Below are 24521 nucleotides of genomic sequence, written 5' to 3' on the forward strand. Positions count from 1 at the left end.
CCAGCGCCCTTGGCCGGTCAGAGCGCGCGCTTCAAGACCCAGCTGATATGCGCGCCGCCGGTCGGGGCTTCTCCGCCGACCACCAGTTGCTGGATCGCCACGGGCCGCCCCTCCCCGTCGATCCACACGCTCTCCTCGATCGCCAGCGCACCGCCACGCGCGCGGAACTGCCACAGCGCGCCACCGGGCAGGCGCAGGATCGCCGCCTGTCCATCGGCAGTGGCCGACGCCTGCACGCCGCGACCGAGATGGAACCGGACCGCGAACGCCGTCGCGCCCGGGTTGCGCTTGCGGCCGGCGGGCAGCAGCGCATCCTCGCCGCGCAACTCCCGACCATCGCCGGTCAGCAGCAACTGGCGTCGATGCTTGAAGCCCCAGCGGCGGACGTAACCGTCATGGCTCGCCTCGATCCGGCTCGCGGCATCCGACTCCTGCCGGGACAATTCGACCTCCGCGACGCCGCGGCCGAGCGTGCCGTCGGCGTGGATCGCGGTGGAGTTCGAATCACCGACCGTCAGCGTCGAATGCGCCGCGGTGGTGCGCAGCCCCTCGGCGAGGCTGGCCGGCAGTTGCACCACCGCCGCGCGCGCGCCGCCGCAATTGACGACAATGCGGACGGGGCCGTCGCTGAACTCGAACGCCAGCGTCGAGGCGCAGCCGCCGTCGACCACCCGCGCGACCGGCGGCGGCGCGGCATCGACGATCAGCACCGCGGATCCGGCCGCCAGCCGCTGATACCCCCATTCGCGCGACTGGCGCAGCGGACGGGTGCGGATGCCGCTCGCCGCGATGACCGCCGCGACCTCCGCTTCGGTCGAGGGTCCGCCGCCCTGCCAGCTCGACAAAGCGCGGTCGCCGTGGCTTGCGCCGAGCAGCGCCGGGACCATCCGCGCCAGCGCCGACTCAGCGACGCCGGGCAGCTCCAGCCGGCGCGCGGCATAGGTTTCGCGCAGGGTCGACAGCAATGCGATCATGTCGAGCAGCATCGCCGGGCTGCGCGACACGACGCCGCCATCCTCGGACAGACCGGTGTGCAGCGCGCGGGTCAGTCCCGCCTCCCCGAACGCCTGCCGCGGCTCGCCGCCGGGGATGAGCAGGCCCGCCGCGACCACGCCGCACCACGCGGCCACGCGTGGCGCACCAGCGGCGGCCTTGTCGGCGCTGCGATCCAGATGCCGCGCGCCCCGCGCCAGCGTATTCAGTACCTGCGACCGATAGATCAGGTCGGTGGACGACAGGATCAGCGGCGCATGCGCGGTCCAGAACAGGATGCGGCGACCCCAATTCTCCGGCGACCACGCCGCGCCCTCGATCTTCGTGCCATGCGCGGCCAGCCACCGCTGCATCAGCCCTTCGGCGACGGTCGCGCCGTCGGCGCGGGTGGCTCCCGACGACAGATCGCGCAGCCACGCGAAACTGTGGACATAGGCATCGAACGCGGGCGACCAGTCGGGCCTGGCGAAATCGAGCGTGTCGGTCGCCCGTGTCTCGCCGCGAAAACCAAGCTGGCCGGCGAGCAGCGCCTGACCCCGGGCGGCATCGCCCAGCACGGGATCGTCCGGCACCGCGATCAGCTTCAGCGGATACCGCCCCTTCAGCCGCATGCCGTGAAGCGGCGTCCGCCACGTCAACCGGTGTAACCGTTCGGTCAGCCGTTCCGCCAGCGACAGGCCGGACGTGCCGCCGACGCGCATCAGCCGCCTGCCCTCGTCGATTCCGTCGAGGCACTGATTGGTATCGGGGGGAAGGTCGCTCACGCGCCGCGAAGGGCCTGAATATTGTCGGCGTAGCGATCCGGCCCGCCACGGAATACCGCCGTGCCGGCGACCAGCGCGTCCGCGCCGGCGTCGATGCACTGGCGCGCGGTGTCGGGATCGACGCCGCCATCGACCTCCAGATCGATGGCGCGGCCGGTCTGGTCGATCATCTTGCGGATCGCCGCAATCTTCCTGAGCTGGCCGGGGATGAAATGCTGACCGCCAAATCCGGGATTGACGCTCATCACCAGTACGAGATCGACGGTGTCGAGCAGATAGTCGAGCATCTTGGCGGGCGTGCCGGGACACAGCACCACGCCCGCCCGCTTGCCCAGCCCCTTGATGTGCTGGAGCGAGCGATGGATGTGCGGCCCCGCCTCGTAATGGATGCTGATGCAGTCCGCGCCGGCATCCGCGAAAGCATCCAGATACGCATCGACCGGCGCGATCATCAGGTGGACGTCGAACGGCTTGGCCGTGACGCCGCGCACCGACTTCATCACTGCCGGGCCGAACGAGATGTTGGGCACGAAATGCCCGTCCATCACGTCGATGTGGATCCAGTCCGCGCCGGCGGCGTCGATGGCGCGCACCTCCTCGCCCAGCTTCGCGAAGTCGGCGGACAGGATCGATGGGGCGATACGGACGGGAAGGGCTGGCATGGGCGCTCGTGTAACGCGGGATGGGCCCCGGTGAAAGGTGGGGTGCGAAAGGTCAGGCGCGGCGCAGCTTCACCGCGAAGAACCCGTCGAGACGTCCCTTTTCGGCCAGCATCGTCGGCAGCGTCCGGACATATCCTTCCGCCCGGGCCGTCACACCAGCAGGCAAAGACGCCGTGTCGACCGGTTCGACCGCGAAGTCGCGCCGCGCAACAAGGAAGCGTTCGAGTTGTCGTTCGCCCTCCTCCTGCTCCAGCGAACAGGTGGCGAAGACCATGACGCCGCCCGGCTTCACCCAGTCTGCGGCGCGGTTCAGGATGCGCGTCTGAAGCTCCGCCAGTTCGGCGACCATCGACGGGCGAACGCGGTGCAGCACGTCGGGGTGGCGGCGGAAGATGCCGGTCGCGCTGCACGGCGCATCGATCAGGATCGCGTCGGCCGGTTCCTCCGGCGACCAGAGCAGCACGTCGGCGCGCACCACCTCGGCCTTCAGGCGGGTGCGGAACAGGTTCTCGCGCAGCCGCTTGATCCGCCCCTGCGACGAGTCGATCGCGACGGTCTGCCAGCCGGCGGCGGCGAGCTGCATCGTCTTGCCGCCGGGCGCGGCGCACAGGTCGAGCGCGACACCGTCGCCCTTCCCCAGCATACGCGCCGGGATCGTCGCGGCAAGGTCCTGCACCCACCACGCGCCGTCGGTGTAGCCCGCCATTTCCGGCACGGGGTCATGATCGACGAGGCGCAGATGGCCGGGCGCGAGGCTTTCGCCACCCAACCGCCCCCGCCATTCCTCCGTCGCGTCCGGATCGGCGAGCGTGATGTCGAGCGGCGGCGGTGCGGCGATGGCTTCCGCCGCGGCCTCGACCATCGCCTCGCCCCAGGCGGCCTCCCACCGCGCCTCGACCAACGGCGGCAGGGCGGGGATTTCCGGCAGCAGGATGTTGGCGCGCATCAGCGTGCCGAACACGCCGTGGACCAGCTTGCGCGGGCCGCCGTCGACCAGCGGCAGCACGGTCGAGATCGCAGCGTGCGGCGGCGTGCCGAGCACCAGCGCCTGCACCAGCGCGATGCGCAGCGCCGTGCGCGCCTTGGCATCGTCGGGAAGCGGTCGCTCGGTCGCGCCGTCGATCGCGGCGTCAAGATCGGGCAGGCGACGCAACGTCTCCGCGGCGATGGCGTGCGCCAGCCCGCGATCGGGACCGTGGACCATCCGCGTCGCCGCCGGCAATGCCGCCTCCAGCGATTCGCCGCGACGCAGGACCGCATCGAGCAGCTTGATCGCGGCGCGGCGGGTCGGCACACCGAGCGGTTCGGGCGCATGCGTCTGCGGCCCCGCCGGCTTCGTTCTGGGCTTCACTTGGGAGAACTCCTTTGAGCCCCTATGTGGAGCAGCAGCGATATTCCAGCAACCACAGCACCGGAGATACGCCGATGGGACAGCGTCCCGACCATCTGAAGCCGCCCAGCTATCTGTCACCCAACCCGCCGGTGCCGCAGCCGGAAGCCACGCCGAAGCGCGACGACGATCCGCTCGGTCGTGATCCGGTACGGTACGGCGACTGGGAATTGAAAGGGATCGCTGTCGATTTCTGACGCCCGCGCGGGAACTTGTTTTCCCTGCGGAACGTCCCGCTTGATATGGGGCAAATCGGCAGGCGCTGGCGGATCATCGGCGGGGGGCTGCTCGGCGTCGTCGTCATCCTGTTGCTGATTGTGGCGATGTTCCCGTGGGGCGTGTTCCGCGGCATCGTCGAGCGTGAGGCGACGGAGCGCTTCGGCCGGCCGGTGACGATCGGTGCCGTGGACCGGATCGACTCGTTCGGCTTCGTTCCCGTCATCGCCATCCGCGACGTGCGCGTGCCGCAGGCGAATTGGGCGGGAACCGGCGATTTCGCGCGGGTAAAGCAGGTGACGGTCAGCTTCCCGGTATGGCCGCTGCTGACCGGCGAGTTCCGACCCCGCGATGTGACCGCGGACGGCGTGCGGCTGGCACTGGTCCGCGATGCGCAGAAGCGGACCAACTGGGATCGGCCCGGCAATCCGCAGGGCGGCGGCTCCACCGACCTCGGCGCGATCACGATCCGCGATGCCATCGTCAGCTACGCCGACGCGGTGCAGGACCGGCGCGCGACGATGCGGCTGAGCGCCGATCCTGACGCCGGGTTTAAGGCGGAGGGCGACGGCGTCATCCGCGGTGCGCCGGTTCGGATTACCGTGAGCGGCCCCGCCCCCGTTCGCGCACGGCCCTGGCCGTTCACCGCCGACATCACCGGACGTGCTCTGACGATGCACGCCAAGGGTAACATGGACCGGCCGCTCGACACCGATGCGATGACGCTGGACGTGTCGGCGCGCGCGACCGACCTGAAGCTGATCGACGCGGTGATCGAGGCTGGCCTGTTCCGGACCCGACCCGTGGCGCTGACCGCGCATGTCCGGCATGATCCGACGCGCTGGACGATCACCGGGCTGAAGGGAACGATCGGCCGGTCCGACCTGCGTGGCCGGATGACGGTCGACAAGGTCGACGGCCGGTCGAAGATCGACGGCGAGCTGATCTCGCGCCAGTTCGCGTTCGACGACCTGACCTCGCCGGAAGGACGCGCCGAGGGTGCCGCGAATGAACGGGCGATCGGGCCCCGGCTGGTCCCCGACACCCGCATCGACATCGGCAATATCGATAACACGGACGGGCGACTAGTCTTTCGCGTCGGCCAGATCGTCGGGCCGGGAGCCAATGCGCCGATAAGCTCGCTGGCCGGGACGATGACGATGGACCACCAGTTGCTGACGTTGGCGCCGCTGAAGATGCAGCTGGCGCAGGGTCGCGTCACGGGGCGGGCGACGATCGACCAGCGTGGCGATCGTCGGTCGCCGACCCTGTCGTTCGACATACGGCTGGACGGCGGCCGCGTCGCGGGCTTCGCCGCCGGGGGACAGTTCACCGGCAAGGTCGACGGACGGGCGCGGCTGAGCGGCACCGGCGACACCATCCGTAGTGCGATCGGCCGGTCGAGCGGCAGCATCGGCTTCGTCGTGCGCGACGGTCAATTGCCGCAGCGTTACGCCGCCGCGCTGGGTTTCGATGCGGGCCGCGCGCTGATGGCGGGCTCGCACGATCGCGCCGGATTGCGCTGTCTGATCGCGCGGGTATCCGTGAAGGGCGGTAGGGGCCGCGTCGATCCACTCGTGGTGGACACCGCGATCAGCCAGCTGAAGGGGGCCGGCACGATCGCATTTCCGGCGGAGACGCTGGCGCTGACGATGAACGGCGCACCCAAGCAGGACGTGATCCTGCGTATTCCCGGCAATGCCAGTATCGGAGGAACGCTGACCGATCCGCGCATCGTCGTGCCGCGCGAGGTGAAGTCGGTCGGTAACATTCTGAAAGCAATCGGCAATCGGATTACCGGGCACAGTGGACCGGTGGCGGGCAACGCCGATTGCGATACGCTGGCGGCGCGGGCTCTCCGCTGATCGTCGCGGCGGAACGTCAGGCCAAGGTTCGTCCAGCCCGGTATGCGACGACGGATCATATCCGTGGTGCAACGAGCGCGTTGTCGGGAGCGATATAGATAAGACGGGATGCTGCAGGGCAGCGTGATGCGAGAACGGCGCGCCACCTCCCCCTGGAAAAGAGAGGACCTAAAAAGTCTATCGGCCTTCGTCGCGCAGCGGTCTGGCCAGCAGGTCGCCGACGACCTGCGCGGCCGGGGCTCCTTCCAGCAGGCGGCAGACGGCCTCGGTCACCGGCATGTCGACGCCGGCATCCGCCGCCGCCTGACGCAGCACGGGGGCGGTGAACGCACCCTCGGCGACGGTGCGGCGGTCGGCGAGCAGCGTCGCCGCGATTTCTCCACGCCCCAGCCCGACGCCGAGCGAGAAGTTGCGGCTGCTGGTCGACGAGCAGGTCAGGACGAGATCGCCCAGCCCGGACAGCCCCGCCAGCGTCTCCGCCCGCGCTCCGCGTGCCAGACCGAAGCGGGTCATCTCCGCGAAGCCGCGGGCGATCAGCGCGGCGCGCGCATTCTGGCCGAGCCCAGCGCCCTCCACCACGCCGCAGCCGATGGCGAGGACGTTCTTCACCGCGCCGCCGATCTCCGCGCCGGTCACGTCGCTGGATGCGTAGGGGCGGAAATGCGGCGCGGCGAGACGCTCCATCAACGCCCCGCGCAGATCGTCATCCTCGCACGCCAGCGTCACCGCGGTCGGCAGGCCCCGCGCGACCTCGTGCGCGAAGGTCGGGCCGGACAGCACGGCGATCGGCGCGGCCGGGTGCGCGGTGCGCGCGACCTCCCCCACCAGACGCCGCGTACCCGCCTCGATCCCCTTGGCGCACAGCACCAGCGGCGTCGTGCCGACCGGCGTCGCGCTCAGGATCGCGGCGACATGCTGCGCCGGGACGACGACGAGCAGCGCGTCGAGATCGCGCATCCGCCCCGGATCGGTCGTCGCGACGATTGATGTCGACAAGGGTATGTCGTTCAGGAACAGCGGGTTGAGATGATCGCGGTTGATCGCCTCCACCACCTCCGGCTCGCGTGCCCACAGCAGCACCTCGCGACCGCCATGCGCCGCGACCTGTGCCAGCGCGGTACCCCAGGCACCGCCGCCGAGAACCCCGATCCGCATCATGCCTTCACTCCTGCGCCACGAACCGGGGGAGCCGACGGGTCGAGCGGCCAGCGTGGACGCGCGGGCATGTCGAGCGGGTCTGTCAGGCCGGCGGCGAACCGCTCCACCCCCGCCCATGCAATCATCGCGGCATTGTCCGTGCACAACCAAAGGGGGGGCGCGACGAAACGGCGGCCATGCTCCGCCGCCAGACCCGCCAGCGCGGTGCGGACGGCGGTATTGGCAGCGACCCCGCCCGCCACCACCAGCGTCCGCGCCTGAGGCGCGGCGGCGAGCGCGCGGGCGGTGCGATCGATCAGGCATTCGACCACCGCCGCCTGGAAGGATGCGGCGAGATCTTCGGGCGAATGATCGGCCACCGCGCGGGACACGGCGCTTTTCAGCCCGGCGAAGGAGAAATGCGGCTCCGGCGACCCCTTCAGCGGACGCGGCAGCGGCACCGCGCGAGGATTGCCGAGCGCCGCCGCCCGCTCCACCGCCGGGCCACCGGGGAAACCGAGGCCCAGCACCTTGGCGGTCTTGTCGAACGCCTCCCCCGCGGCATCGTCGATCGTGGTCGCGAGCCGGTGATAGCGGCCGACACCTTCAACCAGCAGCAACTGGCAATGACCGCCCGATACCAGCAGCAGCAGATAGGGGAAATCGAGATCGGGATCGGACAGCCGCGGACTGAGCGCATGCCCCTCCAGATGATTGACGCCGATCAGCGGCTTGCCGACCGCATGCGCCAGCGCCTTGCCGGTGACGAGTCCGACCATGACGCCGCCGATCAATCCCGGCCCGGCGGTCGCGGCGATCGCATCGACATCGGCGAGCGCGATGCCGGCATCGCTCAGCGCGGCGGCGATCAGCGGCTCCATCGCCTCGACATGCGCCCGCGCGGCGATTTCAGGCACGACGCCGCCATAAGGGGCATGCGCCGCCTCCTGCCCCGCCAGCCGGTGCGCCAGCACGCGGCGATCGTCGGTGACGAGCGCGGCGGCCGTCTCGTCGCAGGAGGATTCAAGGCCGAGGATCAGCATCCACGCTCTGTAGGACGGGCGACGGGGACGGGCAAATCCGCGTCGGCACGGGTAGCGTTGCGAAGCCCCGCCCCGCGCGCTAACCCGCGGGGATGATCCGGTTCAGGCTCGGGACGCGGGGGTCGCCGCTGGCGCTCACCCAGGCGGGGATGGTGCGCGCGGGCCTGTGCGCCGCCCATGACTGGCCCGAGGACGCGGTCGAACTGGTCGTGATCCGCACCACCGGCGACCGGGTGCAGGACCGCGTGCTGGCGGAGATCGGCGGCAAGGCGCTGTGGACGAAGGAACTCGACCGCGCGCTGCTCGATGGTGAGATCGATGCGGCGGTGCATTCGATGAAGGATGTCGAGACGATCCGGCCGGAAGCGATCCGCATCGCAGCGACGTTGCCGCGCGCCGATGTGCGGGACCGGTTGATCGGGGTGGAATCACTGGATGCGCTACGGCACGGGGCGGTCGTCGGCACCAGCTCGCCGCGACGGCGCTCGCAGTTGCTGCGGCTGCGGCCCGATCTGTCGATCGTGCTGTTCCGCGGCAACGTCGAAACGCGGCTGGCGAAGCTGGCGGCGGGCGAGGTCGATGCGACGCTGCTGGCGGCGGCGGGGCTCGACCGGCTGGGACGCGAGGATATCGGCCACGCGATCGGCACCGACGTCATGCTGCCAGCACCGGCGCAGGGCGCGGTCGGGATCGAGGTGCGCCGCGCCGATGCCTCGGCGGAGGCGCTGGTCGCCGCGATCGACGATCCGGCGACGCACGTCTGCATTGCCGCCGAACGATCGCTGCTGGCGGGGCTGGCCGCGGATTGCCACTCGCCCGTCGCGGCGCTGGCGAGTTTGGCGGGCGAGACGCTGTCGCTGCGCGGCCAATTGCTGTCGGAGGACGGCGCAGAGGCCATCGTCGGGCAGGTCGAGGGCGTGCCGGGCGAAGACCTTGGCGGCGCACTGGCCGCCGACCTGCTGGCGCGGGCACCGGAGGCGGTACGGCGACTGTTCGCAGCGTGACCGGCGGCGGGACACCCCGTCCCATCGCCGTCTTGAGGCCGGAGCCGGGGAATTCGGCGACGGCGGCGCGGGTCCAGGCGGCCGGGTGCGGGGCCCGCAGGTTACCGTTGTTTTCGGTAGCGGCGGTGGACTGGGCGGCGCCGGAACCATCGCATTTCGACGCGCTGCTGCTGACCAGCGCCAACGCCGTGCGGCATGGCGGCGAGGATCTGGCGCGACTCCGATCCCTTCCCGTCGTCGCCGTCGGCGAGGCAACGGCGCGAGCCGCGCGAGCAGCGGGATTCACGGTGACGCTGACGGGAAGCGGCGATGCCGCTTCGGTAGCAGCGGTCACTTCCGGGCGGCTGTTGCATCTGGCGGGCCGCGAGCATCGCGCGGTGGCGGGCGCTACGACGATCGTCGTCTATGCCGCGGAACCGCTGCCGGTCGACGTTTCGTCCTTGGCCGGTACCGTCGCCATGCTGCATTCGGCGCGCGCAGCGTCGCGGCTGGCTTCGCTGGTGGCGGGGGAACGGCGCAAAAGCATCGCGCTTGCGGCGCTCAGTCCCTCCATCGCCGCGGCGGCTGGGGATGGCTGGCGATGCGTGATCGCCAGCGAATTGCCCCGGGACGAGGCACTCGTCGCGCTGGCGGTGCGGCTCGCCGGTGCCATCGGTGATTGACCGGATCGCCCCACGGCCCGATAAACGCCCACGATGAGCAGCCACGCGCCCACCGATCCGACGCGGTCCCGCGGGCCTCGCATGGGCATCATCCTGACGCTGGTGCTGCTCGCCTTCGTCGGCGGCGCGCTGCTGGTGGGGCTGGCGTTCCGGTCAGGCTGGTCGTTCGGCGGACTGATGGCGCAACGCCAGGCCGCGGAGGCACAGCCGGCCGCGACCGGTTTCCAGCCGGCGCAACCATTGACCTCGACCGGATCGGTGCCGAACGTCGATCCCGCGACGCTGGTCACCCGCGAGGCGGCACTGGCCGGTCAACTCGCCGCGCTGGAGGCGCGCGCCGCCGTCGTCGCGACCGATGCCGCCGCCGCGGGTGCGCAGGCGACGCGGGCAGAGGCCCTGATGGTCGCGTTCGCAGCGCGGCGAGCGATCGATAAGGGCACGCCGCTCGGGTATCTGGAGGAGCAGCTCCGCACCCGCTTCGCGCAGGCGCAGCCCAAAGCGGTCGCGATCATCGTGCAGGCGGCGCACGAGCCGGTGACGGCGGAGGATCTGCGCCAGGGCCTCGATGCGCTCGCCCCCGATCTGGCACGACCCGCGAGCGAGGGCTGGTGGGCGGACCTGCGCCGCAGTTTCGGCAATCTGGTGGTGTTGCGACCGGAGGGTACGCCCTCGCCCGCCGCCGAGGACCGGCTCGCACGGGCGCGCCGGTTGCTGGACGATGGCCGGGTCGATGCGGCGCGGGCGGAAGTCGCGCGCCTGCCGGGCGCGGGCGATGCCGGTGCGTGGATGGGGGCGGCACGGCGCTGGGTCCTGACGCATCAGGCGCTCGACGTAATCGAGACGGCGGCGATCCTGGGGCAGGCGCAGGGTCTGCAACCGCCGCTGCGGGTGGCGCCGGCGCAGGACACTACGCCGGTGGTGACGACCGAAGGCGCCTGAGCGGCCTACGTCGGCTGGTGACCCGGTCGTGCGTTAGGCGTCCCGTTCGACGATGGCGGCTCCGGCGGATCGCATCGCCTCTGCGTTCAGCCGCGCGCCGAGTAGCAGGACCCAGGCTGACACCATCAGCCAGAGCATCAGCACCACGACCGCCGCGAGCGAACCATAGGTGTCGCCGAGCGACGCGAAGCGCGCCACGTAGAGGCGGAATACGAGGGTAGCGAGCAACCACATCGCGACTCCGGCGACCGTCCCCGGCAACGCACGATGCCAAGGGATCGGTTCGCAGGCCGGCGCATAGCGATAGATGATGACGAGCCCCCCGCCCGCACCCAGCGTCAGCGATCCGAACAGGATGATGGTCGATACCAACCATGCGCCGGGCAGCCCGTCCGGCACATAGCTTTGCAGCAACGCCAGCACCGACAGCGACACCAGCGCGGTCAGCACCAGCGCCGCACAACCAAGCACCAGCAGCGTGGATACGACCTGCCGGCGGATGCCGCGACGCTCCACCCGCACGCCATATGCGAGGTTGATGCCGTGGAGCAGCGATCGTCCCGCTCGCCGGGCGCTGAACAGCGTCACCGCGAGCGAGACGAGCGTCGTTGCGATATCGCCGCGCAGCACCGTCAGCTTCGTCGCCAGCCCGCGGGATACCAGGCGTTGCGCATCGGCGGGCAGGATGGCGACGAGCTGCGTGATGTTGCGCGCCACCGTGTCGGGCGAGACGAACAGGCCAAAGGTGCCGGCGATCAGCCCGATCAGCGGCACCAGCGCGAGAAATGCGGCGAAGGCGATCGAACTCGCGGCGATACCGAAATCATCCCGCAACGCTCCACGGATCGTCACGACCATGAGGTGGAGCCAGCGGGAGATGCGCAGCCAGTGGAGCGGCGGAGCCGTGATGGACTGCATCGCCAGCAAACGGGTTGGTCAGCCGGTCGTTCCGGATCCATCGCGCGGACTGCTACGCCGACGACCCGGGACCGCGGTTGTGAATGGACGCCCGCCGCTACAGCCGCTCGATCAGTGCCATCGCCCCGTGCGGCGCACGGACCTTGGCGCCGTTGATGAAGAACACGAAGGTGTCGCGCGGCTGGTCCGGCGCAGGATCGGGCGCGGCATAGGGCAAGCCGTCCGGCTGTCCGCCGCCCGCCCAGCCCCTCGCGATCGTCGCCCAGTCGTCCAGCGCTGCCGGGGCGTAGCCGGCGACGAATCGCTCCTCCGCCGCCTCCAGTCGGGCGTAGACGAGATCACCGGACACGTCGGCAATCGCCGGATATTCGGTCGAGTGCGCGTAGACGATCGCGACGCCGGCCGCGCGGCACGACGCGACGAACTCCGGACAGGCGAAGCTGTCGTGACGGACATGCACGGCGTGGCGCAGTGCGATGCCGTCCTGCTGCGCCGGCAGCAGTTTGAGGAACGCACCGAAATCGTCGGCGTCGAACGTCTTCGTGGCCATGAACTGCCACAGGATCGGTCCGAGCTTGTCGCCGAGCTCGGAGATCCCCTGCCCCGTGAAGCGCGCGATCGACTCGCCCGCTTCGGCCAGCACCTTGCGGTTGGTGCAATAGCGCGACGCCTTCAGCGCGAAGACGAAGCCGTCCGGCGTCGCGTCGCGCCAGCCGGCGAAGGTCGCGGGTTTGAAGCCGCTGTAATAGGTGCCGTTGACCTCGATCGCGGTGACCTTGCCCGCGGCATATTCCAGCTCGCGCTTCTGCGGCCATTTTTCCGGAAAGAAGGTGCCGCGCCATGGTTCGTAGGTCCAGCCGCCGATGCCGACCCGAATACCGGCGGTCATATCGCGTGCCCCTCGGCATCGCGCAGCACTTCGCGCCGGCCGACATGATCGGGGCGGCCGACGATACCGTCCTTTTCCATGCGTTCGATCAGACGCGCAGCGGAGTTGTAGCCGATCCGCAACTGGCGCTGGAGCCAGCTGGTCGACGCCTTCTGCGATTCGCAGACGAGCTGGATCGCGGCGCGATATTGCTGGTCCTCTGCCGAATCCTCGCCGGTCGGTGCGCCCTCCAGCGCGAATCCATCCTCGGGTTCCTCGGTGACGGAACTGATGTAGTCCGGCAGCCCCTGCCCACGCCAGTGATCGGCCACCGCGCGCACCTCGTCGTCGCTCGTGAAGGGGCCGTGGACGCGGACGATGCCCTTGCCGCCGGGCATGTACAGCATATCGCCGCGCCCGAGCAGCTGCTCCGCGCCCTGTTCGCCCAGAATGGTGCGCGAATCGATCTTCGACGTGACGTGGAAGCTGATTCGGGTCGGCAGGTTCGCCTTGATGACGCCGGTGATGACGTCGACCGACGGGCGCTGCGTCGCCATGATGAGGTGGATGCCCGCGGCGCGAGCCTTTTGCGCCAGCCGCTGGATCAGGAATTCGACTTCCTTGCCGGCCGTCATCATCAGATCCGCCAGCTCGTCGACGATCACCACGATCTGCGGCAGGACGTCGTATTCGAGCTTCTCCTCCTCGTAGATCGGCGCGCCGGTATCGGGGTTGTAGCCGGTCTGGACGCGGCGGCCGAGCGGCTGGCCCTTGGCGCGCGCCGCCCTCACCTTGTCGTTGAAGCCCGCCAGCGAACGCACGCCGACCGACGACATTTGCCGATAGCGGTCCTCCATCGTCTCCACCGCCCATTTCAGCGCGCGGACGGCCTTGGCGGGATCGGTGACGACCGGCGACAGCAGATGCGGGATGTCGTCGTACATGCTGAGTTCCAGCATTTTGGGATCGATCATGATCATCCGGCACTGGCTGGGCGTGAGCCGGTAGAGCAGCGACAGGATCATGCAGTTGAGGCCGACCGACTTGCCCGACCCGGTTGTGCCCGCGACCAGCAGATGCGGCATCGGCGCGAGATCGGTGATGACCGGATCGCCCGCGATGTTCTTGCCCAGGATGATCGGCAGCTGCGCCGCCTGATCCTCGAACGACTGGCTGCCGACGAGTTCGTGGAGCGATACAGGCTCGCGCTTGGCGTTCGGCAGTTCGATGCCGATGACGTTGCGGCCGGGGATCACGGCGACGCGCGCGGAAATCGCGGACATGTTGCGCGCGATGTCGTCCGCCAGCGCGATGACACGGCTGGCCTTGATGCCCGGCGCGGGTTCCAGTTCGTACATCGTCACGACGGGACCGGGGCGAACCTCGATGATCGAACCCTTGACGTGGAAGTCGTCGAGCACGTTCTCCAGCAGACGGGCGTTCCGCTCCAGCGCGGCCTTGTCGATGACGTTGCCGGACGACGGAGGCGACGGCACCAGCAGGTCGAGCGAGGGCAGCACGTAATTGTCGCGCAGATCGAGCTGCTGCTGGCGCTTCGGCGTCGCGGCGGACACGGGTGCCAGATTGCGGTCGGCGATCACCGGCGCGGGGCGCGGGTCCGGTTCCGCCACCGCGCGCGGCTGCACGGGTTTCCGCGTCAGCGTCAACGGTTCCTCGTCATCCTCGTCGGTCGCATAGGCGTCGATGTCGTAGGGCAGGTCGCCATCCACCGGGCGGACGCGGCGAAAACGCCAGCGCCGCTCGCCGAATTCGATCTCCAGACTGCGCGCCCAGACGATGACGCCGGCGATGGCGGCGATCAGGCCGATGCCCCGCCCCGCCCACAGCTCCGCCACCGGTTCACCGATGAACGCCAGCGCCCAGCGGATCGCACCCGCGATGCCGAGCCCGACGATCCCGCCCCACCCGGCGGGCAACGCCAGCACCGACGCCGCCGACACGAACGCCAGCGCGGTCGCCATCAACGCCACCCCCAGAGTCGCGCCGCGCAACATCCGCACCCAGCGACCTGCCGGCGCGTCGCGCCACAGCCGCAGACCGACGATCGGCCCCACCGGCAGCAACAGCGCGACGATGGGGCCGAACGCGGTCAGCATCAGGTCCGCCAGCCATGCGCCGGCAAAACCGACGAGATTCGCGGCGCTGCCGCCGGACGCGGTGTTGATCGCGGGATCGGCCGGATGATAGCTCGCCAGCGCGAGCGCCAGCAGCGTGGTGACGGCGAAGATCGCGGCCGACGCGATCAACGCCCCGCTGCGCACCGCGCCTGCCTTCATCGTCTCGCGCCACAGCGGCGGCTGCGCCTGGCTGGCCATCGCCTTCGTTCCCCGTCAGAATGTTCGTAGAATGCCCGGCGGAAATCATCGGCTTTCGCGTTAACCTCGTCAAGCCGGCGTTGCCGTCCTGTTCCCGGGACGAGCGGGAATCGCGGCACTGCCTCATGGCGATGTATGTCCCTCCCGCCGCATTTCGCGCTTGGGCCGGCGCGGCCAGCGCGGGTAAGACGCTTTGCATGCAGAACGATGTCATCATCCTCGGCGGCGGACTGGTCGGGGCCACGCTGGCGCTGGCGCTGGACGCGCATGGCCTGACCTCCACCGTGATCGACCCTGCCGATCCGGCGGTGATGCTCGCTCCTGGGTTCGACGGGCGCGCGTCGGCCGTGGCGAGCGCGAGCCACCGCATGCTGGATGCGATCGGCGTCGGCGCGACATTGTCGGGCAAGGGCTGCGCGATCCGGCAGATCCGGGTCAGCGATGGCCTGAAGCCCGGCGCGCTCGACTTCGTGCCCGATGCCGACGACGGCGCGCTGGGGACGATGTACGAGAACCGGCTGCTGCGGCGGACCCTGTTCGAGGCGGCGCGCGCTGCAAAGCATGTGACGCTCAGGATGCAGACGCGTGCCACCCACGTCGAACGCAGGGCGGCGGGGGTCTTCGCGACGCTGGACGACGGCAGCGTCGTGCGCGCTCCGCTGCTGATCGCGGCGGAGGGGCGTCATTCGCCGACGCGGGAAGCGGCGGGCATCCGCGTCGCGCGCTGGTCCTACGATCATGCCGCGATCGTCGGTGCGTTCCATCACGCGCAGCCGCACGGCGATATCGCCTACGAGATCTTCTATCCGTCGGGTCCGTTCGCTCTCCTGCCGTTGCCCGATGACGAGATCGGGCATCGTTCCGCGATCGTGTGGTCGGTCGCCGCGGCGTACGGGCCGGGGCTGGTGAAACTGTCCGATCGCGCTTTTCTGGCGGAGGCGGAGAAGCGGATGGGCGGGTTCCTCGGCACGCTGTCCGCGCCGAGTCCGCGCGCCTCCTATCCGCTGGGGTTTCATCATGCCGGCACGATCACGGCGGAGCGGCTGGCGCTGGTCGGCGATGCGGGGCACGGCATCCACCCGATCGCCGGACAGGGCCTGAACCTGGGGTTCCGCGATGTCGCGGTGCTGGCGGAGGTGCTGGTGGAGGCACGGCGGCTGGGGCTCGACCTCGGCGACGCGCAGGTGATGGCGCGGTATCAGAGCTGGCGCGGCCTCGATACGCTGGCGGTGGCGGCGGCGACGGACGGACTGACGCGATTGTTCGGTGTGCGGGGACGAACGGCGAGCGCAGTACGGCGGTTCGGCATTTCCGCCGTAGACCGGCTGCCGCCGCTGAAGGCACGGTTCATGGCGGAGGCGCGCGGCGAGAGCGGGCAACTGCCGCGGCTGTTGCAGGGCGCGATGATATAGGACGGGTTTAGCCGACCCTTAACCTCGATCCGATAAAGCCGGGGCATGACCGACCCAATATCCGAAGCCCGCGAGAAGCGGAGCGGTGTCATCCTCCGGGCCGCCCTGTCGCGTGATGGGGCGACGGTGGAGCGGCGGGTCCGCAACCTGTCGCCGCGTGGAGCCTGCGTCGACAACGAGCAGGATTTGGCCCCCGGCGACGTCATCACGGTGGCGATGGGCAGCCTGCGCGATCTGATCGCCGATGTGATGTGGGCCAAGCCGCAGCTGGCGGGGCTGCGCTTTCGCTCGACCATCGATCTGGAGGCGGCGCGCAAGCCACGCGCGACGATTGCCGCTGCAGCTAAGGCCGGCTGGATCGCCGACATGGGCCACGCCTACCGCCGCGGCAGCTGACGGTCAGTCGAGCGACCGCGCTTCGTCGACCAGCATCACCGGCACGCCGTCGCGAATCGGATAGGCCAGCCCGGCCGACTCCGACACCAGTTCCTGCGCCGCCTCGTCATAGCGCAGCGGCGTACGCGTGACCGGGCAGACGAGCCGTTCCAGCAGCCACGGATCGAGCGCGCTCATTGCAGCGTCACCCGATCCTCGCCGTCGTGGCGGCCGAAGAACTGCATGAGCTGGATGATGAGTTCGGCGCGCTGTTCGATATCGGGCGCCTCCAGCAGCGCCTGTTTCGCGGCGACGTCGAACGGCGCGATCTGGGCGATGCCATTGACGAGGCTCTGGTCGTCGAGCCGGCCGACCGCATCCCAATCCACCGAATAGCCAGCAGCGTCGGCGAAGCGGCGCGATTCCATTTCCAGCGAAGAGCGACGGCCCAGTGACAGCGCGTCGTCGGCAATCGTCGGCAGCAGCTCCGCCTCGATCTGGCGGAACGCGGTTGCAGCGTCGAGTTCGCGGACGACGCGGAACAGCGAAAGCCCTTCGAGGATGACGTTGTAGCGGCCGTCCTCCAGCGCCTCCACCTCCGCGATCTTGCCGACGCAGCCGGTGGTATAAAGCGGCGGCTTGTCCGACATCGCGCCCGGCTCGATCCGCGGCTGGATCATGCCGATCCGCCGGTCACGCGCCATCGCGTCGGAGATCATCGCGCGGTAGCGCGGCTCGAAGATGTGCAGCGGCAGGTGCATGTCGGGAAATAGCAGCGCGCCAGGCAGCGGAAAGATCGACAGCCGCGTCATCGGGCGTCCGTCATCCGAACAGCACCGCGGACAGACGGCGGCGCTGCGCCGACACCCAGGGGTCCATCAGGCCGACGACTTCGAACAGCTTCAGCAACTGGGTGCGCGCCGCCCCGTCGTTCCACTCGCGGTCGGCGGCGACGATGTAGAGGAGGTTGTCGGCGGCAGCATCGCGGTCGCCCGCCGCCATCTGCGCACCGGCCAGGGCGAAGCGACGCTCGTGATCGTCGGGATTGTTCTGCACATCGGTCGCGAGTGCGGCATAGTCCGCCACCGGCTGCGCGGTCTGCGCCAACGCCAGCGCGGCACGGGCGCGGTCGAGGCCGGGGTCCTTCAGGTCGGCGGGCAGCGAATCCACCGCCGCCTGCGCGTCGTCAGTGCGGCCCGCGGCGACCAGCGCGCGGATGCGGCCGGACAGGACGGCGGGATGCTCCGGCGCCATCTCCAGCAACTGGTCGAACAGCGACAGCGCGCGTTCGCCGTCGCCTTCTGCCAGCATCTCCTCACCCATCGCGACCAGTGGTTCCAGTTCGGCCTCCTGATCGGCGGCTTCGGTCTGGATCGGCAGTTGCTTCAGGAGCTGGTCGAGCATCGTGCGCAGTGCGCTTTCGGTGCGCGCGGGCGTCAGGTCGGCGACGAGCTGACCCTGGAACATCGCGTAGACCGTCGGGATCGACTTGATCTGGAATTGCGCGGCGATGAACTGGTTCTTGTCAGTGTCGACCTTGGCCAGCACCACGCCCTTGTCGGCATAGGCGGCGGCGACCTTTTCCAGCACCGGCGTCAGCGCCTTGCAGGGCCCGCACCACTCCGCCCAGAAATCGATGATGACGAGGCTCGACATCGACGGTTCGACGACATCGCGGCGGAAGGCGGCGACCGCATCCTTTTCGGCAGGCGACATTCCCAGGGTGGCCACGTGATCTCCGTTCGCTTGTGTCGGTCGCTATTTGGGGCGGAAGAGGGCGGATTGGAAGCCGGAGCGGGGCGAAAGGTCCCAAAGGTCACGGGATATCGCGTGCAGGTGGGACTGTTCGCCAGTTCGATGTCGGACTGTGAGGGCAGTCCTTAGTGCATGGGGTAGTTGTAGGACAGCTTTGGGACGTCCTATCCTTCCCCGCCCCTCGACCCCGGCGAAAGCCCGGGGGCCGGTTGCCGCCAATGCCGTGAGTCTCATCGATTTCGTGGAGGCTGGACCCCGGCCTTCGCCGGGGTGGTCCGGATGGGGTGTGGGACCGCTGCGTCCTGCTCCACCGTCATGCCTCAATGGAAATCCCGTGATTTGGGCAGCACGCGCACGTCGCGGGGGTGGCCGTGGCGGGGAGGGTCGTCGTGGCGGGGATCGCGGCCGCGGGGGTGTTGCGGGCGGATGAACTCGTCGGCGCGCGACAGGGTGATCGTCGGCTGGTGATCCTCCGACAGGCCGCGCAATTCATGCGTGCGATCCTCGACCCGTGAGGTCATCAGATGCACCACCCCCTCGTCGCTGCGCTGGACGACGCCGTGCAGGACCATCAACCGCGATGCCATCACGGCGCGGCGATGCTCCTCGAAATCGCGCGCCCACATCAGCGCGTTGGCGATACCGCTCTCGTCCTCCACGGTGATGAAGACGGCATTGCCCTTGCCCGGCCGCTGGCGGACGAGGACGACCCCGGCGACGCTGGCGCGGCGGCCGTCCTTCGCATGGCGCAACTGGTTGCAGGACAGGATGCCCTCGCCTGCGAACGTCGCGCGCAGGAAGGTCATCGGGTGGTCCTTCAGTGACAGCCGCGTCGTCTGGTAATCGGCGGCGACCTGTTCGGACAATGGCATCGCGGGCAACTTCGCATCCGGTTCCACCCCCAGTTCCGGCGCATCGGCCGCGGCGAACAGCGCGAGTTGTACGGGCGGCGTCCGGCGTACCTCCCAGCCCGCCTGCCGCCGGTCCGTCCCCAGCGAGCCGCACGCATCGGCATCGGCGAGCAGCTTCAACGCCCGCGACGGCAACCCGGCGCGGCGGGCAAGGTCCTCGATCGACGCATAGGGCGCGGCGGCGGCGATGGCGCGGCCCCACTCCTCGCGAAACCCGTCGATCTGGCGGAAGCCGAGGCGGATGGCGAGGTGGCGATCGTCGCGGACCTCCGCATTCCAGCCGACCGGCTTTCTGTCAGGGCCGATACGGCGACGATGGAAGTTGCGCGCGACCGGCTTCGGCGCACCGGGTTCCAGGCGATTGTCCCAGAGGCTGTGATTGACGTCGATCGGCGTCACGTCGACGCCGTGTTCGATCGCGTCGCGCGCAAGCTGGGCGGGGGCGTAAAAACCCATCGGCTGCGAATTCAGGATCGCGCAGCCGAATACCGCCGGATAGCGGCATTTGATCCACGACGAGACATAGACCAGCCGCGCGAACGACAGGGCGTGGCTTTCGGGGAAACCATAGCTGCCGAACCCCTCGATCTGGCGATAGCAGCGCTCGGCGAATTCGCGGGTGTAGCCGCGCGCGGTCATGCCATCGACCAGCTTCGCCTGAAAATCCTCCATGCCGCCGACGTGCCGGAACGTCGCCATCGCCTTGCGCAGGCGGTTCGCCTCGTCGGGGGTAAAGCTGGCGGCGACGATCGCCAGCTTCATCGCCTGTTCCTGAAACAGCGGCACGCCATACGTCTTGCCGAGCAGCGTCTTCAATTCGTCCGGATCGTGCGGTGGTGACGGCGATGGACACTCGACCAGTTCCTTGCCGGCGCGACGGCGCAGATAGGGGTGGACCATGTCGCCCTCGATCGGCCCGGGCCGCACGATCGCGACCTGCACCACCAGATCGTAGAGTTCGCGCGGGTTGAGCCGCGGCAGCATGTTGATCTGGGCGCGGCTTTCGACCTGAAACACACCGATGCTGTCGCCGTCGCACAGCATCTCGTACACCTCCGGCGCATCGGGGGGGACGGTGTCGAGATCGTGATCGCCCATATCGGCATCGCGCATCAGGTCGAACGCCTTGCGGATGCAGGTCAACATGCCGAGCGCGAGGATGTCGACCTTCATGATCTTCAGGACATCGATATCGTCCTTGTCCCATTCGATGAAGGTCCGGTCCTTCATCGCGCCGTTGTGGATCGGCACCGTCTCGTCCAGCCGCCCCTCGGTCAGGACATAGCCGCCGACATGCTGCGACAGATGCCGCGGAAACTTGTGCAGCTGGTCGACGATCGTGCGCAGCTGCGCGATCTGCGGATTGGCGAGGTCGAAGCCGGTTTCGTGGAAGCGGCGTTCGTCGAACCGGTCGGAAAAGCTGCCCCAGACGGTGCTGGTCAGCCGCTGCGTCACATCCTCCGTCAGACCGAGCGCGCGGCCGACCTCCCGCACGGTGCTGCGCGAGCGATAGCGGATGACGGTGCCGGCGATCGCCGCGCGGTGGCGACCGTAGCGGCGGTAGATGTACTGCATCACCTCCTCGCGCCGTTCATGTTCGAAATCGATGTCGATATCGGGCGGCTCGTCGCGCTCCGCCGACACGAAGCGCGAGAACAGCAGGTCGTGCTTCATCGGATCGACCGACGTGACGCCGAGCAGCCAGCACACCGCCGAATTCGCCGCCGAGCCGCGCCCCTGACACAGGATCGGCGGATCGCATTCGTCACGCGCGAAGCGGACGATGTCGTGGACGGTCAGGAAGTAATGCGCGTAGTGGCGGTCTGCGATCAGCGGCAGTTCCACCTTCAACAGCCCTTGCAGCTTATCCGGAATTCCGTCGGGAAAGCGTTGCCGCGCCGCCGTGTAGGTGATGTGTTCCAGCCAGCTTTGCGCGCCCCAACCCTCCGGCACCGGTTCGTGGGGGTATTCGTAGGAGAGTTGCGACAGATCGAAGCCGATGCGATCGAGCAAGATCTGGCTCTGCGCGATGGCATCCGGGCGAAACGCGAACAGCCGCGCCATTTCCTCCGGCGGTTTCAGGTGGCGTTCGGCATTGGCGGCGAGGATGCGGCCGGCGGCGTGGACCGTCAGCCTCTCGCGGATGCAGGTGACGACGTCATGCAGCGGGCGGGCGCTCGGGTCCGCATAGAGCGCGTCGGTGGTCGCCAGCAGCGGCACGCAGGCCGCGTCCGCAACGGCCGCCAGCCGTGCTAGTCGCCGCCGGTCGCGCCCCGCACGCGGCATCGTCAGGCCCAGCCAGACGCAGCCCGGTGCGGCCTTTGCCAGCTCGGCCAGCGTCGCGGGCAGGCCGGGATCGGCACGGCCTGGTGGCAGGGGGATGCCGGGCATCGGCTTGACCAGCCGCTCGGTCGATCGGGACAGGACGATCAGCAGCAGATCGTCGGAATGACGGATCAGGTCGCCGAGCCCCAGGATGCAGCCACCCTTCTCCGACCGCAGATTCCCCGTCGTCAGCAGGCGGGTCAGCCGACCCCAGCCGTGGCGGGTGGCGGGATAGGCGACGATGTCGGGCGTGCCGTCCGCGAACACCAGCCGTGCGCCGACCGCCAGCTTGAACGCGAGCGGCGGCAGTTGCGCGCCGAGCAGGCCCTTTCGCGCGCGCTCCAGTGCGTCATAGGCGCGGACGACGCCGGCCACGGTGTTGCGGTCGGCGATGCCGATGCCGGCGTGCTTCAACTCCACCGCGCGGGCGACCATGTCGCCGGGCTGGCTCGCGCCGTCGAGGAACGAGAAGCTGGTGGCGGTGACGAGATCGGCGAACGCGCTCATCACTGCCCGGTGCCTCCGCAGCCTCGCATGACCCCCTTCTTGTTGGTCCCGCACCGTGCGAACAGCATCACGCGAACAGCCCGTGCAAATACCAGCGCGGCGCTTCCGTTTCCGAATACAGGCCGTGGCGGAAGATCCAGAAGCGCCGCCCGCGCCGGTCCTCGATCCGGAAATAATCGCGGGTGGGGATCGCGGCGTCGTGGCGTCGCCACCATTCGCCGGCGATCCGCTCCGGCCCCTCGGCGCGTGCCACGTCGTGCAACGTGCGCCGCCAGCGGAAGCGGGCGGGTGGGCCGTCCGGCACCTCCGCCATCACGCTCTCGATCGGCTGCGGCGGATCGAACAGGTAGATCGGGCGAAGCGGCGGCTCCCCCGCCTCCGGCTCCGGCCAGGGTATCGCCGCGGTCGCGGGCGCAGCAGCGGGCAGCATCAGTTCGGCCTGTTCGGGGATGTGGCTGTCGCGCGCCGCGAATCGCCGCACCCGATCGCGGCCGAGGCGTGTCGAGAGTTGGTCGACCAGCGCGCCGACATCGCCGCCGCCAACACTCTGGCGCGTCTCGCCGCCCTCCAGCTGCAACTGGCTGGTGTCGAGCCGCTCCGCCAGCACCACGTCGAGCCGGATCAGGTCGTAGCCGAAACCGGGGTCGAGGGGATCGGCCAGCCCGTCGATCCGCTCCGCGAACAATCGCATCAGCAACGATACGTCGCGGGTCGGGCGGCCGGTCTCCACGCGCAGCCGCTGGATCTGGCCGTCGGCGCGGAACAGCTTCGCCTCCCACCGACGACCGCCCTCGCGGCGTTTCTCCAGCGCGTCGACAGCTTCGGCGGCGAGGTCGGCGATTACCTCCAGCGCATATTCGGTGCGCGCAACCGGTTCGGCGAAGCGCCGTTCGGCCGCGATCGGCTGGACCGTTTTGCGCGCCACGACCGGGGACTTCGCCTCCCCCGACAGCCGCCGCACCGCCGTCGCCGCCGCTTCGCCGAAGCGTGCGGCGATACCACTGAGCGGGCGGCTCATGACGTCGCCGACCGTCTTCAGCCCGGCGCGGCGCAGCGCCTCGCTATCATCGTCGTCCAGCCCCAGCGCCGCCACCGGCAGCCTCCGCACCGCCCCCGCCTCGTCCGGGGCGGGCGAACCGGCATAACGGGCGAGCGCCCTCGCCACCTCCGGCGTGTCGCCGAACGCATGGCGGACCAGCACACCGCGCCGCGCCAGCCGCCCCTCGACATCGGCCGCGAGGAACCGCTCCCCTTCGAACGCATGGACGCATCCGGCGATGTCGAGCGTCAGCCCGTCGGGCGCATCCAGCGCGACGGTCGGCGTGTAGCGTGCGCAGCCCTCCGCCAGTCGTTCCAGCCATTCGTGATCGGCATGCGGGTCGCTGGGAAAGACCTCCAGTTCCGGCACCCGCGCCCGTGCATCGGCCAGCGTCAGGCCGGGTTGCAGCCCCGCGAGCATCGCCGCCCGGTCGAGCGCGACGAGGCGCACGGCTTGGCCGACCGTCTCCACGAAGGCGGTCGGCGTCTCACCCCGCCCGACGAACAGATGCGGTCGCGTCGCGCGCAACCGTTCGATCGGCAACCAGGGGAAGACCAGCGCCAGATAGCGCCGCTTCCCGGGCCGGCAGGGGGACGAAATGTCGGGTTTCACGGTTCCACTCCACGGGCCAGCGGGTGCCGGCAGGGCCGCCGCGCCGACGCAGGCATTCGACGAGAAAGGCAGGTCGGCCGGGTGCGGGCGTGCCGAACACGTCCCCCGGCAAGGTGCGAGACGGCATGGCGGCGACGCCCCAGCGGCTGGCGGCGGCGCTGGGTTCGACCTGTGCGGCGAGGCGGACGCCGAGCACGGTGACGCCGGACGATTCGGCGGCCAGCATCAGCCGGCGGGTCGCGGTCAGGTCCAGCCCCGGCACGCGGCCATGCGTCTCGACGATGACGGTACCGAGCCCCGGACAGCGCGCCGCATCCGCCGCCACGCGCAGCAATGCGGCGGGATCGGGCACCTCCGCCAGCACCAGCGTATCCGGGGTCAGACCAAGGTCGAGCAGGCCGGTCGCATGCAGCCGCCCGTCGCCGCGCCCCTGTTGCCGCACCCACAGGATCGGTGCAGTCGTGTGCGCCCATGCCTGTCCGGCCAGTGCCAGCGCCACCGCGAATCCCGTCGCCGCCGGCCCGTCCTCCGCCTCCGTCCCATAGATTTCATGCAATTGCGCCGCCGGTGCCCCCCGCTCCAGCCAATCGTCCGGACCGGCGGAATCGATCGCCCTGCCGCTGCGGGGGGCGGCGATCGCGCGAAGATGCGCTATCAGGGCAGTCGAGTCGGCCATCTATGTTCTTGTAATGTTCTATTTGATGAGTCGCCAACCCTGAATCTTCGCGCATTCGGAGATGGTCGTCGCGTTTTGCGCTTGCGAGCACGACGCACCCCTGTTAGTGGCC

General features: G+C 69.7%; 21 protein-coding genes. 7 read left to right on the plus strand and 14 right to left on the minus strand.

Annotation, left to right across the window (positions count from 1 at the left end):
• Positions 1-17: 17 nt before the first annotated feature.
• Genes ASG07_RS08550 through ASG07_RS08560 form a run of 3 tightly spaced genes read right to left on the minus strand, consistent with a single transcriptional unit; the run spans position 18 to position 3770 of the window.
• Complete coding sequence (locus ASG07_RS08550) at positions 18-1694, minus strand: heparinase II/III family protein (protein WP_082474696.1); 1677 nt, start codon at positions 1692-1694, stop codon at positions 18-20.
• A 59-nt stretch (positions 1695-1753) separates the two neighbouring features.
• Positions 1754-2419, minus strand: a complete 666-nt coding sequence (gene rpe, locus ASG07_RS08555; protein ID WP_055844465.1) for a ribulose-phosphate 3-epimerase — start codon at positions 2417-2419, stop codon at positions 1754-1756.
• Positions 2420-2471: 52 nt separating this feature from the next.
• Positions 2472-3770 carry an RsmB/NOP family class I SAM-dependent RNA methyltransferase gene (locus tag ASG07_RS08560; RefSeq protein ID WP_055844468.1) on the minus strand — a complete coding sequence of 433 codons (1299 nt, stop codon included), beginning with the start codon at positions 3768-3770 and terminating at the stop codon, positions 2472-2474.
• 74 nt (positions 3771-3844) lie between these two features.
• Here ASG07_RS08560 and ASG07_RS08565 point away from each other — a divergent pair, with 74 nt between their 5' ends.
• Both ASG07_RS08565 and ASG07_RS08570 read left to right on the plus strand, forming a co-directional pair.
• Positions 3845-4006, plus strand: coding sequence for a DUF1674 domain-containing protein (locus tag ASG07_RS08565; RefSeq protein ID WP_082474698.1), 162 nt, complete (start codon positions 3845-3847; stop codon positions 4004-4006).
• A gap of 45 nt (positions 4007-4051) precedes the next feature.
• Complete coding sequence (locus tag ASG07_RS08570; protein ID WP_055844472.1) at positions 4052-5890, plus strand: AsmA family protein; 1839 nt, start codon at positions 4052-4054, stop codon at positions 5888-5890.
• A gap of 177 nt (positions 5891-6067) precedes the next feature.
• On the opposite strand, the gene ASG07_RS08575 is transcribed toward ASG07_RS08570, so the two are convergent.
• Together ASG07_RS08575 and tsaD are read right to left on the minus strand one after the other, a co-directional pair.
• A complete protein-coding gene (locus ASG07_RS08575; protein WP_055845021.1) occupies positions 6068-7045 on the minus strand; it encodes an NAD(P)H-dependent glycerol-3-phosphate dehydrogenase in 978 nt (325 codons plus the stop codon).
• Entirely contained in the window at positions 7045-8070 is a 1026-nt protein-coding gene (gene tsaD, locus ASG07_RS08580; RefSeq protein WP_055844475.1) for a tRNA (adenosine(37)-N6)-threonylcarbamoyltransferase complex transferase subunit TsaD, read from the minus strand. Before tsaD ends, ASG07_RS08575 begins: the two co-directional genes overlap by 1 nt.
• 92 nt (positions 8071-8162) lie before the next feature.
• Between tsaD and hemC the strand changes: the two genes are divergently transcribed.
• The 3 genes from hemC (at position 8163) to ASG07_RS08595 (ending at position 10675) form a co-directional block, all read left to right on the plus strand.
• A complete protein-coding gene (gene hemC, locus ASG07_RS08585; RefSeq protein WP_055844478.1) occupies positions 8163-9074 on the plus strand; it encodes a hydroxymethylbilane synthase in 912 nt (303 codons plus the stop codon).
• Positions 9071-9736: a uroporphyrinogen-III synthase gene (locus ASG07_RS08590; protein ID WP_082474675.1), complete on the plus strand. Its 666-nt coding sequence runs from the start codon at positions 9071-9073 to the stop codon at positions 9734-9736. The genes hemC and ASG07_RS08590 overlap by 4 nt, the downstream gene beginning before the upstream one ends.
• Positions 9737-9817: 81 nt before the next feature.
• The gene (locus ASG07_RS08595; protein ID WP_055844481.1) at positions 9818-10675 is read left to right on the plus strand and encodes a hypothetical protein; all 858 of its coding nucleotides are present in this window, start codon (positions 9818-9820) and stop codon (positions 10673-10675) included.
• A gap of 33 nt (positions 10676-10708) precedes the next feature.
• Here ASG07_RS08595 and ASG07_RS08600 read toward each other — a convergent pair whose 3' ends face one another.
• The 3 genes from ASG07_RS08600 to ASG07_RS08610 all read right to left on the minus strand — a co-directional run bounded on the left by ASG07_RS08600 (position 10709) and on the right by ASG07_RS08610 (position 14797).
• Positions 10709-11593 carry a YihY/virulence factor BrkB family protein gene (locus ASG07_RS08600; protein ID WP_156361798.1) on the minus strand — a complete coding sequence of 295 codons (885 nt, stop codon included), beginning with the start codon at positions 11591-11593 and terminating at the stop codon, positions 10709-10711.
• A gap of 97 nt (positions 11594-11690) precedes the next feature.
• A complete protein-coding gene (locus ASG07_RS08605; RefSeq protein WP_055844485.1) occupies positions 11691-12482 on the minus strand; it encodes a DUF72 domain-containing protein in 792 nt (263 codons plus the stop codon).
• A complete protein-coding gene (locus ASG07_RS08610) occupies positions 12479-14797 on the minus strand; it encodes a DNA translocase FtsK (protein WP_055844488.1) in 2319 nt (772 codons plus the stop codon). The genes ASG07_RS08605 and ASG07_RS08610 overlap by 4 nt, the downstream gene beginning before the upstream one ends.
• 197 nt (positions 14798-14994) lie before the next feature.
• Between ASG07_RS08610 and ASG07_RS08615 the strand changes: the two genes are divergently transcribed.
• Both ASG07_RS08615 and ASG07_RS08620 read left to right on the plus strand, forming a co-directional pair.
• Positions 14995-16209: a UbiH/UbiF/VisC/COQ6 family ubiquinone biosynthesis hydroxylase gene (locus ASG07_RS08615; RefSeq protein WP_055844492.1), complete on the plus strand. Its 1215-nt coding sequence runs from the start codon at positions 14995-14997 to the stop codon at positions 16207-16209.
• Positions 16210-16254: 45 nt separating this feature from the next.
• Positions 16255-16605, plus strand: a complete 351-nt coding sequence (locus tag ASG07_RS08620) for a PilZ domain-containing protein (RefSeq protein ID WP_055844496.1) — start codon at positions 16255-16257, stop codon at positions 16603-16605.
• A gap of 3 nt (positions 16606-16608) precedes the next feature.
• On the opposite strand, the gene ASG07_RS16920 is transcribed toward ASG07_RS08620, so the two are convergent.
• The 6 genes from ASG07_RS16920 to ASG07_RS08645 form a co-directional block, all read right to left on the minus strand.
• Positions 16609-16782: a Trm112 family protein gene (locus tag ASG07_RS16920; RefSeq protein ID WP_082474677.1), complete on the minus strand. Its 174-nt coding sequence runs from the start codon at positions 16780-16782 to the stop codon at positions 16609-16611.
• Entirely contained in the window at positions 16779-17396 is a 618-nt protein-coding gene (locus ASG07_RS08625; RefSeq protein WP_055844499.1) for an LON peptidase substrate-binding domain-containing protein, read from the minus strand. Before ASG07_RS08625 ends, ASG07_RS16920 begins: the two co-directional genes overlap by 4 nt.
• A 10-nt stretch (positions 17397-17406) precedes the next feature.
• Positions 17407-18300 carry a tetratricopeptide repeat protein gene (locus tag ASG07_RS08630; RefSeq protein ID WP_055844502.1) on the minus strand — a complete coding sequence of 298 codons (894 nt, stop codon included), beginning with the start codon at positions 18298-18300 and terminating at the stop codon, positions 17407-17409.
• Between the two features lie 359 nt (positions 18301-18659).
• Positions 18660-22082: an error-prone DNA polymerase gene (locus tag ASG07_RS08635; RefSeq protein ID WP_055844505.1), complete on the minus strand. Its 3423-nt coding sequence runs from the start codon at positions 22080-22082 to the stop codon at positions 18660-18662.
• A gap of 67 nt (positions 22083-22149) precedes the next feature.
• Positions 22150-23664: a Y-family DNA polymerase gene (locus tag ASG07_RS08640; protein WP_236694610.1), complete on the minus strand. Its 1515-nt coding sequence runs from the start codon at positions 23662-23664 to the stop codon at positions 22150-22152.
• Positions 23609-24409, minus strand: a complete 801-nt coding sequence (locus ASG07_RS08645) for an ImuA family protein (RefSeq protein WP_055844509.1) — start codon at positions 24407-24409, stop codon at positions 23609-23611. Before ASG07_RS08645 ends, ASG07_RS08640 begins: the two co-directional genes overlap by 56 nt.
• Positions 24410-24521 lie beyond the last annotated feature (112 nt).

The sequence above is a fragment of the Sphingomonas sp. Leaf343 genome, from assembly GCF_001423765.1.
In the GTDB taxonomy this organism is placed as follows: domain Bacteria; phylum Pseudomonadota; class Alphaproteobacteria; order Sphingomonadales; family Sphingomonadaceae; genus Sphingomonas.